The 16,342-nt window shown below is 62.2% G+C and carries 14 protein-coding genes; 6 read left to right on the top strand and 8 right to left on the bottom strand.

The genetic code is table 11. From position 1 onward, the window contains the following. Positions 1-74 precede the first annotated feature (74 nt). Positions 75-719, bottom strand: a complete 645-nt coding sequence (locus tag ABNU55_RS07880; RefSeq protein WP_290755061.1) for a GNAT family N-acetyltransferase — start codon at positions 717-719, stop codon at positions 75-77. Positions 720-721: 2 nt separating this feature from the next. After that, complete coding sequence (locus ABNU55_RS07875) at positions 722-1,297, bottom strand: hypothetical protein (RefSeq protein WP_348764295.1); 576 nt, start codon at positions 1,295-1,297, stop codon at positions 722-724. 129 nt (positions 1,298-1,426) lie between these two features. Here ABNU55_RS07875 and ABNU55_RS07870 point away from each other — a divergent pair, with 129 nt between their 5' ends. Next, positions 1,427-2,401 carry a LysR family transcriptional regulator gene (locus ABNU55_RS07870; RefSeq protein WP_290755064.1) on the top strand — a complete coding sequence of 325 codons (975 nt, stop codon included), beginning with the start codon at positions 1,427-1,429 and terminating at the stop codon, positions 2,399-2,401. Here ABNU55_RS07870 and ABNU55_RS07865 read toward each other — a convergent pair. From ABNU55_RS07865 to ABNU55_RS07850, 4 genes are all read right to left on the bottom strand, one after another. After that, a complete protein-coding gene (locus ABNU55_RS07865) occupies positions 2,398-2,772 on the bottom strand; it encodes a helix-turn-helix transcriptional regulator (protein ID WP_290755065.1) in 375 nt (124 codons plus the stop codon). The genes ABNU55_RS07870 and ABNU55_RS07865 overlap by 4 nt on opposite strands. A 311-nt stretch (positions 2,773-3,083) precedes the next feature. After that, complete coding sequence (locus tag ABNU55_RS07860; RefSeq protein ID WP_290755066.1) at positions 3,084-4,181, bottom strand: CaiB/BaiF CoA-transferase family protein; 1,098 nt, start codon at positions 4,179-4,181, stop codon at positions 3,084-3,086. 100 nt (positions 4,182-4,281) lie between these two features. After that, positions 4,282-7,728, bottom strand: a complete 3,447-nt coding sequence (mfd, locus tag ABNU55_RS07855) for a transcription-repair coupling factor (protein ID WP_348764294.1) — start codon at positions 7,726-7,728, stop codon at positions 4,282-4,284. Positions 7,729-7,784: 56 nt separating this feature from the next. Continuing rightward, complete coding sequence (locus ABNU55_RS07850) at positions 7,785-8,045, bottom strand: succinate dehydrogenase assembly factor 2 (protein WP_290760362.1); 261 nt, start codon at positions 8,043-8,045, stop codon at positions 7,785-7,787. Positions 8,046-8,155: 110 nt separating this feature from the next. Here ABNU55_RS07850 and recG point away from each other — a divergent pair, with 110 nt between their 5' ends. Next, entirely contained in the window at positions 8,156-10,222 is a 2,067-nt protein-coding gene (gene recG, locus ABNU55_RS07845) for an ATP-dependent DNA helicase RecG (protein ID WP_290760360.1), read from the top strand. Here recG and ABNU55_RS07840 read toward each other — a convergent pair. Continuing rightward, positions 10,172-10,915, bottom strand: a complete 744-nt coding sequence (locus ABNU55_RS07840) for a DUF502 domain-containing protein (RefSeq protein WP_290760358.1) — start codon at positions 10,913-10,915, stop codon at positions 10,172-10,174. The genes recG and ABNU55_RS07840 overlap by 51 nt on opposite strands. A 79-nt stretch (positions 10,916-10,994) precedes the next feature. On the opposite strand from ABNU55_RS07840, the gene ABNU55_RS07835 reads away from it, so the two are divergent. From ABNU55_RS07835 to ABNU55_RS07825, 3 genes are read left to right on the top strand one after another with little or no spacing between them, the layout of a single operon-like run. Then, positions 10,995-12,002 (top strand): phosphotransferase family protein, encoded by a 1,008-nt coding sequence (locus ABNU55_RS07835; RefSeq protein WP_290760356.1) that lies wholly within the window; start codon positions 10,995-10,997, stop codon positions 12,000-12,002. Next, positions 11,995-12,372, top strand: a complete 378-nt coding sequence (locus ABNU55_RS07830) for a DUF6285 domain-containing protein (RefSeq protein WP_290760354.1) — start codon at positions 11,995-11,997, stop codon at positions 12,370-12,372. The genes ABNU55_RS07835 and ABNU55_RS07830 overlap by 8 nt, the downstream gene beginning before the upstream one ends. 2 nt (positions 12,373-12,374) lie before the next feature. After that, positions 12,375-13,280 carry a hypothetical protein gene (locus tag ABNU55_RS07825; RefSeq protein ID WP_290760352.1) on the top strand — a complete coding sequence of 302 codons (906 nt, stop codon included), beginning with the start codon at positions 12,375-12,377 and terminating at the stop codon, positions 13,278-13,280. Here ABNU55_RS07825 and rfaE2 read toward each other — a convergent pair. Next, positions 13,277-14,728 carry a D-glycero-beta-D-manno-heptose 1-phosphate adenylyltransferase gene (gene rfaE2, locus ABNU55_RS07820; RefSeq protein ID WP_290760350.1) on the bottom strand — a complete coding sequence of 484 codons (1,452 nt, stop codon included), beginning with the start codon at positions 14,726-14,728 and terminating at the stop codon, positions 13,277-13,279. The two genes, ABNU55_RS07825 and rfaE2, sit on opposite strands and share 4 nt — an antisense overlap. 153 nt (positions 14,729-14,881) lie before the next feature. On the opposite strand from rfaE2, the gene ABNU55_RS07815 reads away from it, so the two are divergent. Then, positions 14,882-16,342, top strand: a complete 1,461-nt coding sequence (locus tag ABNU55_RS07815) for a deoxyribodipyrimidine photo-lyase (RefSeq protein ID WP_348764300.1) — start codon at positions 14,882-14,884, stop codon at positions 16,340-16,342.

Raw genomic sequence — 16,342 nt, 5'->3', positions numbered from 1 at the left:
GCAAAGCCAGTGCAGGCACGGTGTTCCGGCGGTGCATGGGTGGTGTTTTGGGGTGGTGAGCCAGCCATCGAGGGTCAGGCGGCCTCGTCACGTTCCTCGACCGTGGAGCGTTCCGCGGATTTTTCGAGAATGCCTTCCCTGTCCCAGTCGCCTTCCGGGCGGATCAGGATGAACGGATCGCTTTGCGGGCTGAGGGCATCCGGGTGGGTGGGCACTGGAATGTCGATTTCGAGATAGTCGTAGTCGGAGAAGCTGAAACGGGTGCGGCCCTCCTGAAGCGTACAGTGAAGGACGCGCGACCAGAGCGGCCAGAGGCGCGCCTGTATCTGGCCGATCATGAGTGTGTAGCCCTTGCGGGCCGCGATCTCTATCGCATGGGCGAGCAGGATACGCTCAATGTGGCGGCCGCGCATGGAGGGCAGGATGCAGACCCGTTCGATCTTGCCGAAACTGGCAAACCAGCGAAGACGCAGCGTGCCCAACGGTTCTTTGCCGATTGTCGCGATGAGATGCATGGCGGCAAGGTCATTGCCGTCATATTCCTCATCATAGGGGCAGCTCTGTTCTGCCATGAAGACGGCCGCGCGGATGGCAAAGACACGTTGCAAGTCATCCAGTGACTGGACCGGGCGAACCTGGACGGACCCGAACTGGTCCTCCGACGGGGCGCGGCGAAGGGCTTCAAGACCAATGGACGGGTAAGCAAGAGACGGCGCCATGATCATTCACCCATCGGGTCGGAAACAAACAGGTCGGGCAGTCCTCCCTGCAGCGGGCGATAGCCAAGGGTCAGCATGGAGCGCGCGCCGTCCTCGGTTGCGCCGCGCGCATAGGTCGGCACGGGAGCGAACGCGTTGAGACGCAGATCTCCGGCGGCCATGAGTACCGATTTTCGTGCAGTACGTGTGGCGCCGGCATAAATTCCGCAATAGACGCCGAAAATAGGTGTGTTCGCCGGCGCGATATGACGGATGGCCGGATCCCCCGGTGTGAACGTTCCGTCCTCGACGGCCGCCCTGCCCGCCTCTGTCACAGGCACGAGCAGAAAAAGTCCGGTAATTTCATCTTCTTGCGTGTTCCAGATCGTCATTCCCGTGATGGAATCGACCGTCGTCACGATTTCGGGCTCGGCCAGGGCGGCATTGATGAGCGTTTCGCCGAGCCGGAGGGTCTCAGCAACGTTCGCGGCGGGCGTACGGTGCAAACCATACTTCGCCATGATGCCCGCCACCTTTGCGGGCGACGTGATACAGTACGGACTGGCAGTTTGTGCTACAACTGAACGGTGAACTGTCATGGTTAAAACTCCCTTTACGCGAGATTTCTGTATTTTCGCGCAAGGGTTGTCAAGTTGTGCGATTTACATTTCGCCGTTTTCCGGTCAGGCCGGGTCTCAAATCCCTCAGCGTCCAGAGGAAGTTGACCGATGAAGAAGCCTGATCGTCACCTGAACTGGGAGCAGCTTCGCGTTTTTGGCGTTGTCGCCGAACTGAAGAGCTTCACAGCCGCCGCCAAACGGCTCGGTGAGTCCACGCCAACGGTGAGCCGCAAGATTGACGAGCTGGAGAAGCTGTTGCGCTGCGATCTGCTGACGCGCACGACCAAGGGGGTCGAGCTGACCGAGGCAGGCCGGCAAGTGCTCAAGCGTACGCACATGATGACCGAACAGGCCCATGACATCATGCATACGCTGAGCGGGGTCGACATTGGCGGGGGCGGCATCCTGCGCCTGTCATCCCAGGACGGCGTGGCCTCTCACTGGCTGACGCAGTTCATTCCGGAGTTTCAAAACCATCACGCGAAGATCGATCTGGATTTCCAGATCCATGATCAGGAAGCCAATCTCCTGGACGGTGAAGCCGATCTAAGCATCACCTTCAGCGAGCCGCGCCATCGCGACATTCTCTCGATGCGTCTGGGCGTTCTTCACTACATGTTCTTTGCCACGGAGCGGTATCTGGACGGGCGCCCTGCCCCGGCGAGCCTGTACGATCTGCAGGGGCATAATGTGCTGATGCACGATTCCTATTCCAACCAGATCGACAGCTGGTCGACACGGGCCATCGATCTGAAAAAGGCGCTGAGGTTCAAGCTGCAGACCAATTCAGGCACTGTGCTGAAGGAAGTGTGCGCGAATGGGGGCGGCATAGCGGTCATGCCGTCCTATGTCTGCGACATCGATAGCAGACTCGTCCCCCTCGACCTGCCGGAAGTGGCGCCGATCGAGTTCTGGCTGACCTATACGCACCGCGTGCAGCGCCTTTCCATGGGCCGCACGCTGATCGACTGGATCCGCAAACAGTTCTCGACCGAGCGCTCACCCTGGTTTCAGGATACGTTCGTCCACCCGAACAAATGGACACCGATCGAGGCGGGCGCGGGCCGGAAGAAGACCGCCTAGACGGTCTTCAGGATCGTTACGATTGCTTCGAGTTTCTTCGGATCGTCAATCGTCCGGGTGATGCGGCTGACTTCAGCGCGCATACGGTCAATCTCGCTGTCGCCGCTATCGCCGCTGCCGAGAAGGACTTCTTCTGGAAACAGGTGTTCAATCGGCACGGCGAGGATATTGGCAATGGCTGCCAGCGTGCCGGCGCTGATCCTGTTCGTCCCGTTCTCGTATTTGTGCACTTGCTGGTAGGACAGGCCAAGCTGCTTGGCGAGATCGTCAAGCGTCATGCCGATGCGCCGACGCGCCTGACGGACCAACTGACCGATACCACGATCAGCGTCGCTCACCTTGCGCGGCGATGCAGTAAGAACTGTGCTCATAGGACCCCTCGAACAACCAGAATTAGTAATTTGAACCCCGATTATCCTCTAGCTTTATGCGTTACAGCAACAACCGACTTCATAAAAAATATGAAACGCTGAGATATCGATGCGCTTTGGCGAAGACTTCATGATGAAAAAAAAGGGCCGCCCCAAAGGCGGCCCAGTTCAAGCAAGAAGGACGCCGGTTACGCAAGTAAAAAGCGCGTGAGCGCTAATTTCCGCAACCGACAATATTTGTTTACCAAAAGCCACCTGAACAAGATGCGAGACAATCTGTTGTCTTGCATTCAGGCGCATTCGCTACAGGGTCAGCCGATTTCCCACTCCTTGAGGACCTCATCGGTATGCGCACCGGGGCTGGCGGGCGGGCGCTGGATCTTACCGGGCGTCTTCGAAAAGCGCGGCGCCGGGGCCGGCTGGGTAACGCCTTCATAATTCACGAAGGTCTGGCGTTCCTTGTTGTGCGGATGCTCTGGCGCTTCGGCCATGGAGAGGACCGGCGCGAAGCAGACATCGGTGCCTTCCATGATCTCGCACCATTCATCGCGTGTCTTCGTCTTGAATACGTCGATGATCTTGGCTTTGAGTTCTGGCCATTTGCTGCGGTCCATCTGTTTCTGGAAGTCCGGATCGGTGAGCCCCGCCTTCTCCAGCAGAAGCGCGTAGAATTGCGGCTCGATCGACCCGATGGCGACGTAGCCGCCATCCTTGGTCTCATAGGTGTCGTAGAAGTGTGCGCCGCCATCGAGCATGTTGTCTTCGCGCTCATCGGTCCACACACCCATGGCGCGCATGCCGAAGAACATCGAGGTGAGTGAGGCTGCCCCGTCTGTCATTGCGACATCGATCACCTGGCCTTCGCCGCCGCCACGCGCATTAATGATGGCGGCAAGCAGACCGAAAGCGAGGTAGAGCGCACCGCCGCCATAGTCGCCGATCAGGTTGAGCGGCGGATAGGGGCGCTCGCCCTTGCGGCCCATGGCGCCGAGCGCGCCGGTCAGTGCGATATAGTTGAGGTCATGGCCGGCCGCCTGTGCCAGCGGGCCGAACTGGCCCCAGCCGGTCATGCGGCCATAGGCGAGCTTCGGGTTGCGGGCTAGCACGACATCCGGGCCGAGGCCAAGGCGTTCCATGACGCCGGGGCGGAAGCCTTCAATCAGGCCATCAGCCTTTTCGATGAGCTTGAGCGCCGTTTCGACATCGTCTGGGTTCTTGAGGTCGAGCGCGATGGAGCGGCGCCCGCGCGATTCAACATTTGCCGGTGTGGCGGCGCGCCCGCCCTTGCCGGCCCGGTCGATACGCACGACGTCCGCGCCGAGGTCGGACAGGAGCATGCCGCAGAACGGCCCTGGTCCAATGCCCTGAAATTCAACAATCCTGACGCCTGTAAGTGGTCCGCTGGCCATGGCCTCGCTCCTCCTGATTTGGTGACTGGCGCGACCATATAAGAGCCGGTCGGGCTGCCAAGCCTTGCCGTCGCGTCGCATTTGGCCGGCGGCGCAGGCCTTAAGCGGGAACGAGGCCGCTCAGCTCGCGCAGGAGGCCGCGGATGAGCTGGATACGCTTCTGCTTGTCGTCCGGCGCGCGGGTGATGACGAGTTTGGAATCGGGGCGAAGCTTCATCGAATTGGGCCGGGCCTGGACGATGGTCATGAGCTGGCCGGGCTCGACGGGCGTATCTTCCCGGAAGGCCATGACGATGCCTTTGGGGCCCGAATCGAGCTTGGCGATGCCGAGCTGTTTGCAGGCGGCCTTGATAGCGGTGACATCGAGCAGCTGTTTTGTCTCGTCCGGCAGCGGGCCGAACCGGTCGATGAGCTCTGCGGCAAAGCGCTCGCGGCCCTCATCGGTGTCGATCTCGGCAAGGCGGCGGTAGAGGGCAAGGCGCACGCCAAGATCCTCGACATAGTCTTCCGGGATAAGGACGGCGACACCGAGATTGATCTGCGGCGACCAGTCGTCTGCCACTTCCTCTTCAATATCACTGCCGGATTTGAGGGCGGCCACGGCGTCTTCCAGCATGGACTGGTAAAGCTCCACGCCGACCTCTTTGACGTGGCCGGACTGCTGGTCACCGAGGAGGTTGCCGGAACCCCGCATGTCGAGGTCGTGGCTGGCAAGCTGGAAGCCCGCGCCGAGGCTGTCGAGCGATTGCAGGATGCGCAGACGGCGCTCTGCGCCCGGTGTCATGACATGCTCGCGCGGCGTGGTGAGATAGGCATAGGCGCGCAGTTTGGAGCGGCCGACGCGTCCGCGCAGCTGATAGAGCTGGGCCAGGCCGAACATATCGGAGCGATAGATGACGAGCGTGTTGGCGCGGGGAATGTCGAGGCCGCTTTCCACGATGGTGGTGGACAGGAGCACATCGTATTCGCCCTCATAGAAGGCAGTCATGATGTCCTCGAGCTCGGTCGGCGGCATCTGGCCGTGGGCGACGATGAAGCTCACTTCGGGGACATTGTCGCGCATGAAGGTTTCGAGGAAATCGAGGTCGTAAATGCGCGGGGCGACAAAGAAAGCCTGGCCGCCGCGATACTTCTCACGCAGCAGCGCCTCGCGGATGGTGACCGTGTCGAATTCGGCGACATAGGTGCGCACCGAGAGACGGTCGACCGGCGGGGTCGCGATGATGGAGAGGTCGCGAATGCCGGTGAGCGCCATCTGGAGGGTGCGCGGAATCGGCGTGGCAGACAGCGTGAGGACGTGGACGTCGGCTTTCAGCTCTTTCAGCCGCTCTTTGTGCTTCACACCGAAGCGTTGCTCCTCATCGACGATGAGAAGGCCGAGGCGTTTGAACTCAATCGACTGGGACAGGAGCGCGTGGGTGCCGACAATGATGTCGACATCGCCATTGGTGAGGCCTTCGCGCGCCTCATTTGCCTCTTTCTGGCTGACCATGCGCGAGAGGTGGCGCACTTTGACGGGCCAGTTCGCGAAGCGTTCAGCGAAGGAATTGAAGTGCTGGCGGGCGAGCAGCGTCGTCGGCGCGATGACGGCGACCTGCATGCCGCTCATGGCCGCAACGAAGGCGGCGCGCAGGGCGACCTCTGTCTTGCCGAAGCCGACATCGCCGCAGACCAGCCGGTCCATCGGCTTGCCGCTGGCGAGGTCTTCCAGCGTGTCCTCAATCGCGTTTAGCTGGTCGTCGGTTTCCTCATAGGGGAAACGGGCGGCGAACTCTTCATAGAGCCCCTGCCCTGTCGTTGTCGGTTCTGCCTTCTTGAGCTCACGCGCGGCCGCGATATCGAGCAGCTCGGCGGCCATTTCGAGGATGCGCTTCTTGGCCTTGGCCTTGCGGGTCTGCCAGCCGACACCGCCAAGCTTGTCGACCGCGCTTTCGGCGTCGTCGCTGCCGTAACGGCTGATGAGATCGACGTTCTCGACCGGCAGATAGATCTTGTCGCCGCCGGCATAGGCAAGCTCCAGACAGTCATGCGGTGCGCCGGTCAGCTCCAGCGTCTTCAGGCCTTCATATCGCCCCACACCATGATCGACATGGACGACAAGGTCGCCAGTGTTAAGGGAAGCGGCTTCGGATATGAAGTTGGCCGCCTTGCGCTTCTTGCGCGGCGCGGCGAGCCGGTCGCCAAGCACGTCGGGCTCTGAAATGATGGCGAGATTCGCCGTCTCGATCCCCTGCTCCAGCGGCAGTTCGCAGATGCTGAGGCCGGCCGTCTGGGCCGCTTCGAGCGAATAGACACGCGGCAGCGCGCCAAGGCCGTGGTCTTCCATGACGTTGACGAGGCGGTCGGCTGAGCCTGATGTCCATGCGCCGAGAATGACGGTCAGGCCCTTCTGGCGCAGGTCCTGGGCGTGCGTGGCCGCGGCCTGAAAGACATTGATGTCCGGCTGGGCGCGTTCGGGGGCAAAGTCGCGGCCAGGGACGCCGCCAAGATCTATGCCACTGTCGGAGGCCGAGGCGTTGAATCTCGCGATACCGCGCGCGGACAATTCCTCGTCCAGCTCGCTATTGCCGAGATAGAGCGCGTCCGGTGGCAGGACGCGCGAAGGCCGGTCATCGGTCGCCGCTTCGAGGCGGGCGGTGTGATAGTCCTCGGCCTGCGCGCGGCGTTCGCTTGCCGCTTCACCTGCCAGATAGCTGAAGCCGATCAGGGCGCCGGGCCCGATATAGTCGAACAGGCTGTCGAGATGGTCGTGGAAGAGCGGGAGCCAGTTCTCGAGGCCCTGCCGCCTGATCTGGGCGCGGGCGGCCTCATACATCGTGTCGCCGCCGGGCGCCCCGAAGGCATCCAGATATTTCTCCCGGAAGAGGCTGAGCGTCTCTGTCGAAAAGAGAATCTCTGAGACCGGCGCGAGTGTGATGGAGGTCAGCTCACGCGTGGAAATCTGTGTCTCGGGATTGAAGGCTTTGAGCTGGTCCAGCGTGTCGCCGAAAAGGTCGAGGCGGATCGGCTCATCGCTGGTCGGGGGGAAGATGTCGATGATACCGCCGCGAATCGCATATTCGCCGCGCTCGCTGACGGTAGACGAGCGGATATAGCCATTGACCGAGAGGTAGTCGGTGAGCGCGTCCTCAGCGAGGTCTTCGCCGACGCTCATGGAGAAGCTGGCCGCACGCATGGTCTCACGCGGCGGAACACGCTGAACCAGAGACGAGCCGGTGGTTATGACGAGAAGCGGCTTGCTGTCTTCGCGCTGCTGGGCGATCCGGGCGAGCGCAGCGCAGCGCTGGGAGGCGACGGCGGCGCTGGGGCTTACACGATCATAGGGGAGAATATCCCAGCCCGGCAGCAGGACGCGGTCCATTGTGGGATGAAAGAACTCGGCCAGCTTGAGCGCGGTCGCGGCTGTCTTGTCGTCGCGCGCCACATAGAGTGCGATACCGCCCGCTTCCAGCAATGCGTCCTGAAAGGCTTTCAGGTCCAGACCAAAGGGCGCGCCCGACACATTGGTCGGCGCAGACAGGCTGGAGAGGCGCGACGGGCTGGACATAGGTCAAATCACCTGGCGGAAGAGACAGGCGTGCGCCTTCAGCGCGGCCGCCGTGTTTACTGGGCGTGCGCGTCGTATCTAAAGCCGAGGAGCTGGTCCAGAACGGGGCCTGCATAATTTGGCGGCACCGGCTTGTTTCCGATGATCCAGGCATAGACTTCCCAGTCTGGCGTGGCGAGCAGGCGTTCGAATTCGTCGAGTTCCTCCTCGCTCATCGCTTCAATCTTCTGCTGCGCGAACTGGCCCATGATCAGGTCCATTTCACGGAAGCCGCGGCGCGAGGCGCGGAATTGGAGTTTGCGTTTGCGTTCTTGCACGTCGGATACCTCAATTGAGCTGGAAACCGTCACATAGGTGCCAGTTTGCCGCTTGCCCAGCCGCCTCTTCAATTGAAGCCTGCGACGCTTTCGATATTGTCGCGCTTCCCATGCGTGACGAACGACTCTTTCCTCTTTTCCAGCCGGTCGACAAACTGCCCGGTATCGGCCCGAAGCTGAAGCCGGTCTTCGAACGGCTGGCCGATGGCGATACGGTCTGGGATCTGCTGCTCCATCTGCCGGAAAAGTGGCTGGACCGCAGGGTGCGAGACAGTTTTCAGGACCTTGTGGCCGGTGAGGTGGCGACCGTTCGCGGCGAGGTGATGTCATACAAGGCGCCTTTCTCTGACCGTGCGCCGCACCGCGTGCAGCTGTTCGATGGCAATGGCTTCCTCACGCTGACCTATTTCCGGGCCGATCCACGCTGGCTTCAGGGCCAGTTTCCCATCGGCAAGGAGCGCATCGTCTCTGGTCCCGTCAGCGAGTTTAATGGCGAGCGGCAGATGTCGCACCCGGACTATGTGCTTGATCCGGCACGCGGCGAGACACCGCCAGCAGTTGAGCCGATCTATGGTCTGACCGCGGGGCTGACGAACAAACGGGTGCATTCAGCAATGATGGCCGCGCTGGATCTTGTGCCTGACGATCTGCCTGAATGGCTGGGCGCCGATCTTGTTGCCGCGCAGGACTGGCCGGGCTTCAAGGCGGCGCTGCAAGCTCTTCATGTACCTGACGCCTATGATCCGGAGGCGTTTGAGCGTGCGCGCAGGCGGCTTGCCTATGATGAGGCGCTGGCGCGCGAGACGGTGTTTGCCTTTGCCCGTGAAAGCCGGGCGCGAAAGTCCGCGCCGCCGCTTGAGGGACCGAATGATGCGCTCAATGAGCTGTCAGGCCGCCTGCCCTACAAGCTGACCTCAGCGCAGCGCCGCGCCGTGCGGGAGATCGCAGAGGATGTAGCCCGTCCGCATCCCATGCGCCGCATGCTTCAGGGCGATGTTGGCGCGGGCAAGACGCTGGTCGCTGTGCTTGCCGCACTGAAGGCCGTTGCTTCGGGCTATCAGGCGGCCTTCATGGCGCCGACAGAAGTGCTGGCTCGCCAGCAATATGAGACGGTAGCGGGCCTGCTCGCCCCGCTCGGCCACGAGGTTGCGATCCTCACGGGGCGGGAAAAAGGACCTAAACGCGAATCGACACTGATGGGGCTTGCCGACGGCAGCATTCAGGTCGTGGTGGGCACGCAGGCCCTTTTTCAGGAAAGCGTGGCGTTCAGGAAGCTGGGTCTTATCGTGGTCGATGAGCAGCACCGCTTCGGGGTGGCTGACCGGATGCGGCTCGTTGAGAAAGCGTCGGCGCCGCACATGCTCGTGATGAGCGCGACACCCATTCCGCGCACGCTGGCGCAGGCGGTTCATGGCGATCTCGATATCTCCATCCTTGATGAGAAGCCGGCCGGGCGCCAGCCAATCGAGACACGCGCCATTCCCGATACACGGATCGAAGATGTGGTCGAGGCGATCGGCCGGGCCATCGGGCGTGGTGAGCGGGTCTTCTGGGTCTGTCCGCGGGTTGACGCCGATGAGGATGACAGCTCGGCCGTGGCGCGCGCCGCCGCGCTGGAGGACTGGCTGGGCCAGAAAGTGGGGCTTGTGCATGGGCGCCTTCGCGGCGACCAGAAGGATGAGGCGCTGGAGGCGTTCCGGCGGGGGGAGACGCAGGTTCTTGTGGCCACGACCGTGATCGAGGTGGGCGTGGACGTGCCGGATGCGACCGTGATGGTGATCGAGCGCGCCGAAGGCTTTGGCCTTGCGCAGCTGCACCAGTTGCGCGGGCGAGTCGGGCGCGGCGACCGCAAGTCCTATTGCATCCTGCTCTATCGCCCGCCGCTAGGCGAGCTGGCGCATAAACGTCTGGAGACGCTGCGCGAGACAGAGGACGGGTTCGCCATTGCCGAAGCCGACTTCAAGCTGCGCGGGCCGGGGGACGTCCTTGGCGTGCGCCAGTCCGGCGCGGTCGATTACCGGATTGTCGACCTCCAGTCGGACGCCGACCTCATAGAAATCGCGCGCAAGGATGCACGCTATGCCATCGAGACCGATCCGGGCCTGACCAGCGAGCGCGGGCGGGCGCTAAGCCTCCTCAGAGAGCTTCTCAGTCCGCTTGTCCGCCAGAGGGAGTGAGCGCTGCTCGCTTGGCTCGGCGGTGCCGTATTCCGGCACGACCAGGCCGGCCGAGAGGATCATCTTGGCGCCCTCTTCAATCGACATGTCCATCTCGATGCACTCGCTTTCCTTCATGTAGATGAGAAAGCCGGAGGTCGGATTGGGTGTGGTCGGAACGAAGACGCCGATGAACTCACGCCCGAGGCGGTGCGCAATCTCTCCCTTGGCATTGGAAGAGACAAAGCCGATGCACCATGACCCGGCCTTGGGATACTCAACCATGACCACGCGGTCATAGGAGGCCTGCTGGTTGTTTGTCAGAACCTCCACCAGCTGTTTGAAGGCCGCATAGACGTTGCGCACAATGGGCACGCTGGAAAGCAGCCTGTCGGTGCCGCGCACCACGGACCGGCCGAGCAGGTTTGTGGTCACTGCGCCCAGAACCGTCAGGGCCACCACCATGACGATGACGCCGAAGCCCGGAATGGCGATATTCGTATAGGTTTCCGGCTGGATCACCGGCGGCAGGAGCGGTTTCACCCGGTTGTCGATGAAATTGATCAGAAACTGCAGCACAAAGAAGGTGATGGCGATGGGGGCCGCAATCACCATGCCGGCAAGGAAACGGCCGCGCAGCCACGCGCCGAGGCTCGGTTTCTTTGGCTCTGGGGCCATCAATCCGCTGTCAGGGTCACCGGACTTCTTCGCCATCAAGGAGCTCCTAAAAGTGGCATGGGTTTACGTTGAGTATGGCTTGGAGAACATATGTTTTCGGGTAATTGTGGCCAAGATGAGTGACAAACAAGAATTCGATAGCAGGCTGCAGGCGGTCCTTCGACGCGTGTATGGTGAGCAGACAGAGCTCACCTCTGCCAACAGGCTGTCAGGCGGCGCGAGCCAGGAGACCTGGCTGCTGACCGTGAAGAGCCAGTCCGCGCCCGATACGCTGATTCTGCGCCGTGCGCCGGAGGGCATGGGCTCGGCCGTGGATTCGCGTGCCATCGGCCTCCCCAATGAGGCGAAGCTGATTCGCAAGGCGAAAGACGCCGGTGTCGCCGTGCCGGACGTGGTGCATGTGCTGGCGCCTGACGAAGGGGTCGGCGAAGGCTTCATCATGTCGCGCGTCGAGGGCGAGACGATTGCCCGGCGCATCCTGCGCGATGAGGAATATGCAACGGCGCGGGAGAAGCTGCCCGCCCAATGCGGCCGCGCCCTCGCTGGCATACATGGCATAGATGGCAGCGACGTCCCTCGTATCAGGGAGAGTACGGGCCTTGCGCAGGTCGAGCAGTATGAAGAGACCTATCAGGAGATCGGCGTCTGCCGGCCAATCTTCGATCTTGCCATGGTCTGGCTGAAGGAGAACGCACCGAAACCGCTCGCGCCGAGGCTTGTGCATGGCGACTTCCGGCTTGGGAATATCATGGTGGACGAGACCGGCCTCGCCGCCGTGCTGGACTGGGAACTTGCCCATTATGGCGACCCGCGCGAGGACATTGGCTGGATGTGCACCAATTCTTGGCGCTTCGGGCAGTCGCAGAACCGGCTTGGTGGCTTTGGCGATGTCGAGCCGCTGCTGGAGGCCTATGCCGAGGCAGGCGGCCCGGAGTTTACCGCGCGCGATATCGACTGGTGGGACATGCTGGGCAGTATGAAATGGGGCATCATGTGCATGGGCATGTATGAGACCTTCCGCTCTGGCGCAGATGCGAGCGTGGAGCGCGCGGCCATCGGGCGCCGGGTGTCCGAGACCGAGATGGACCTCATAAACCTGCTGGAGGGCCAGCGTCATGCATAATCAGCCTAGCGTCAGTGAACTTGTTCAGGCGGTAAAGAATTTCGTCGATCATTCGGCCATGCCCGAGCTTGAGGGGCGGGCCGCGTTTCATGCGCGGGTTGCCTCCAACGTACTGGCGACGATCCTGCGCGATCTCGACAGCCGCGAGGCGAATGACGCGGCTGAATATGAGCGGCTGATCGCGCTGCTGCCAGATAGTGAGGGAAAGTCTCGTGAGGCGTTGAACGAGGTGCTTCGCGACAGGATACGGGCTGGCGAGCTGACAATTCAGTCTGACGCGCTGATGGATCACCTCAAAAAGACCGCAATTGCACAGCTAAAGGTCGACCAACCGAAATATTCGGGACTTGCAACTGCTCTTGAGGACTAAGCATGCGCCGTATCCTGATTGCGCTCGGCCTGATCGCCGTCGTTATTATCGGCTGGTTTGCGTTCAAGGATCGTCTGTATGCCGCCTCACTCGGAACGGGTGAGCGCGAGGCCGAGGCGCCCGACTATTCGCTGGAAGAGGCTTGGCTCGCGCGCCCGGGAGAGCTGCCTGAAGGTGGCTGGGCGAGCCCCTGGGGCGTCGACCTGCTCGTCCTTGCGCCGATGCCGACCGCGCCCGCTCCTGCCGGGCTGCTGACGGCGTCTTCGGATATCATGCAGGCTGAGTATCAGCGTTTCATCGAGGAATCCGGGCTCCGTCCCGAAGACCTTGTCGTCTACACGCCATCTTTCCGGGCGCCCTCGCCTGCGTCCGGGCGCCGGTTTCGCGAGAGTGCGGCCGGGCTTGCGAGCGAAGATATAAGCCGGGCGGTGGCGCGCTATCTGGCGTCTGACAACCGCCAGCGCGGACTCATCCTTTTTGCCTCGCCCGGTAGCGAGCCTCTTCTGGAAGCGGCGCTTTCAAGCCTGCCCGAGGATGAGGCGTTCCGCACACGGTTTGGCGGGCTTGTCGTCTCCGCAGACATGGACCCGGCGGACTGGGGCGATAGGACCGGCACATGCAGCGGCGCGTTCGAGACCTGCGTCGCCGCCAGTGGCGTTACAGCCTCGCGCCGGATGCGCCGGATATTCCTGCCCAATCTGCCAAGGCCACGGCTTGTCCATTCCGATGAGGGAGAGAGCACCGATCTGATCGAGCGACGGGCGAGCGAGCTGTCGGACTGGCTGGAGGCCAATGCCACCAAGCCGGCTGAGCCGTTTGACACCTGGGCGGCAGAGGAAGTGGTTGATGTCGCGCCGATCCGCCGGCCCAATTCAGAGCGCGACATATCGGGCGAACGGGACGATTAGAGCTGCGAGCGCTCGATGATGCCGGTGGTCGAGCGTCCTTCGAGCAGCGGCACGATCACGACGTCGCCGCCGCCCGCCCTGACCGTCTCCGCTCCGACGATCTCGTCCTCCTTATAGTCGCCGCCCTTGACGAGTACATCTGGCCGTAGCGCCTCGATCAGCGCGGCAGGCGTGTCCTCATCAAAGCTGGTGACAGCGTCGACAGCAGAGAGCCCTGACAGGAGGAGCGCGCGGTCTGTCTCGCTGTTGACCGGGCGGTGCTCGCCCTTGAGGCGCTTTACAGACGCATCGGTATTGATGGCGACGACTAGCCTGTCGCAATGGGCGCGGGCCTGCTGGAGCACTTTGAGGTGGCCGGGATGAAGGATGTCGAAACAGCCATTGGTGAAGCCGACCCGCAGGCCCGCTGACTTCCAGCGGGTCACCAGCTCTGCGATATGGACCCGGTCATGGATCGCAGTGCCCTCTGCCCCGCGCGCTGAGGAGAGGGAATGGCGGATTTCCTCTGCGCTGACCGTCGCGGTGCCGACCTTGCCAACGACGATACCGGAGGCGGCGATGGCAAGCGCGACGGCATCGCGCAGCTCTGCGCCTGCCGCAATCGCGGCGGCGAGGGCGGCCATGCTGGTATCGCCTGCCCCGGAGACATCGAAGACCTGTCTTGCCTCGCCCTTCATATGGGCGGTTTCGCCCTGCGAGCGCCAGGACATGCCCTGCCCTGCCCGCGTGACGACGATCTGCGTGCCAGGCAGGCCACGAGAAAGAGTTTCCAGCGCACGTTCGACATCGCTGTCTGTGCGGGTCGGCAGGCTGGTTGCGGCCGAGAGCTCACTGGCATTCGGCTTGATGAGGCCGGCGCCCTTATAGATGGAGAAATCCTTCGATTTGGGGTCCACCAGAAGCGGGATGCCGTTTGCCTTTGCCGCCTCGCGGCAGGCGCTGAAGACCGCCGGTGTGACTGTGCCCTTGGCATAGTCCGAGACGATGATGACGCAGGCGTCCTGCGCGGCCTTCGAAATGGCCGAGGCGAGGACAGCGGCGGCAGGCCCCATATCGGGATTGTCATCCTCTGTGTCGACACGAAGCAATTGCTGGGTGCTGGCCACGAAGCGGGACTTGATGACCGTCTTCATCGTGCTCGACTGGGCGAGCTGGCAGGTGATGAGCGGGTCGGCTCCGAGCAACTCGCCGAGACGCTGACCGGCTTCATCGTCCCCGACGCAGCCGACCATGATCGTCTCTATGCCGAGCGCGCTGAGGTTGCGCGCGACATTGCCTGCCCCGCCAGGTACTTCGAGCGTGCGGGTCTTGCGAAGGACGGGCACGGGCGCCTCGGGCGAGACACGCGCGACATCGCCATAGACATAGCGATCCAGCATGAGGTCGCCGACGCAAAGCACACGCTTGCCGGCAGCTTTTTCAAGTATTTCAGTAATTTGCTGTCTCAAGCTCAATATTCCCGGGCGGTCTGCGGCGGATTTGCCAGAGCTGGCTTGGGTAATCGATATTTCCGTCAGAGGCCAGACTGCCAATCGCTGGACAAGGCTGATCCACACCACAGTTTAGTGCGTAACGTGGGGTGAGCCTCTGAGTGGAGTAGAATTCTGGCGCAAGACAAGATCAAGACCGCAATCGTCTGGTTCAGGAATGACCTGCGTCTGGAAGATCAGGCTGCATTGTCTGCGGCTGAGGCGGCTGGAGCGACGATCTATCCGCTTTATGTCCTTGAAGACGAGGTCGCCGGCGGGCGCGTGCCTGGCGGCGCGTCGAAGTGGTGGCTGGACAAGTCGCTGAAATCGCTGCGGTCTGATATCTCGCAGCGGGGTGGCAAGCTCATCTGCCGCAAGGGGGAGGCTAAAGCGATCATTGCCGACCTGGTCAAAGAGGTTGAGGCTGACGCGGTGTTCTGGGGACGGCGTTATTCCCAGCCTGAGATCGACCGGGACGCAGATACCAAGAAGGCCCTTAAGGGTGATGGCGTGGAGGTGCAGAGCTTCAACACAACGCTGCTGACAGAGCCCTGGGCCTACAAGACGACATCGGGCGGCTACTACAAGGTTTTTACGCCGTATTGGCGCGCTGTGCGGGAAAGCTATGAGGCGCCGGACCCGATGCAGGCACCGGAGCGCTTTGCTGGTGTCGGTATCGAGAGCGATGAGATCGAGGATTGGGGACTGCACCCGGTAAGCCCCGACTGGTCTACGGGGTTTGATTCCCTCTGGACGCCTGGCGAGGCGGGCGCGCGTGAGCGGCTTTCGGATTTTCTGGACGGCCCTGTGCGCAGCTATGAAGAGATGCGCAACCGGCCCGATGTGGAAGACGGCACCTCCGGCCTGTCGCCGCACTTGCGTCATGGGGAAATCAGCCCGGCCACGATCTGGCGCGCCGTCATGGGACGGATCAATCGCGGGCTGAAGGAAGAAGGCAGCGCCTGGTCTTTCCTCTCAGAGGTTGTCTGGCGGGAGTTCTCCTATGTCCTGCTCTATCACAACCCGAAGATGGGGGAGGCGAATTACGACAAGAAGTTCGACAAGATGCCCTGGCGGAGCAGTGAGAGCGATCTGAAGCGCTGGCAGGATGGTCAGACGGGTTACCCGATCGTCGATGCGGGCATGCGCCAGCTCTGGCACACCGGCTGGATGCACAATCGGGTCCGCATGATTGTCGCTTCCCTCCTGACCAAGCATCTTCTGATCCACTGGAAGGACGGCGAGGACTGGTTCTGGGACACGCTGGTCGATGCCGATCCGGGGTCGAATGCGGCAGGCTGGCAATGGACGGCCGGGTCGGGGGCGGATGCTTCACCCTATTTCCGTGTCTTCAATCCGATCACGCAGGGAGAGAAATTCGACGAGTCGGGCGATTATGTCCGTAAATGGTGCCCTGAACTGAAAGATCTGCCGAAGAAACATCTCCATGCGCCCTGGCAGGCGGGCAAGGATGTTTTGAAGAAGGCCGGCGTCAAGCTGGGTGAGACCTATCCAGAGCCGATCATTGACCACAAGGACGGCCGCCAGCGCGCTCTGGATGCCTGGGAAACGCTTAAGGAAAAGCAGGACTGA

It is taken from the genome of uncultured Henriciella sp. (genome assembly GCF_964005855.1).
GTDB lineage: Bacteria > Pseudomonadota > Alphaproteobacteria > Caulobacterales > Hyphomonadaceae > Henriciella.
This window is presented reverse-complemented; position numbering and strand designations above follow the sequence as displayed.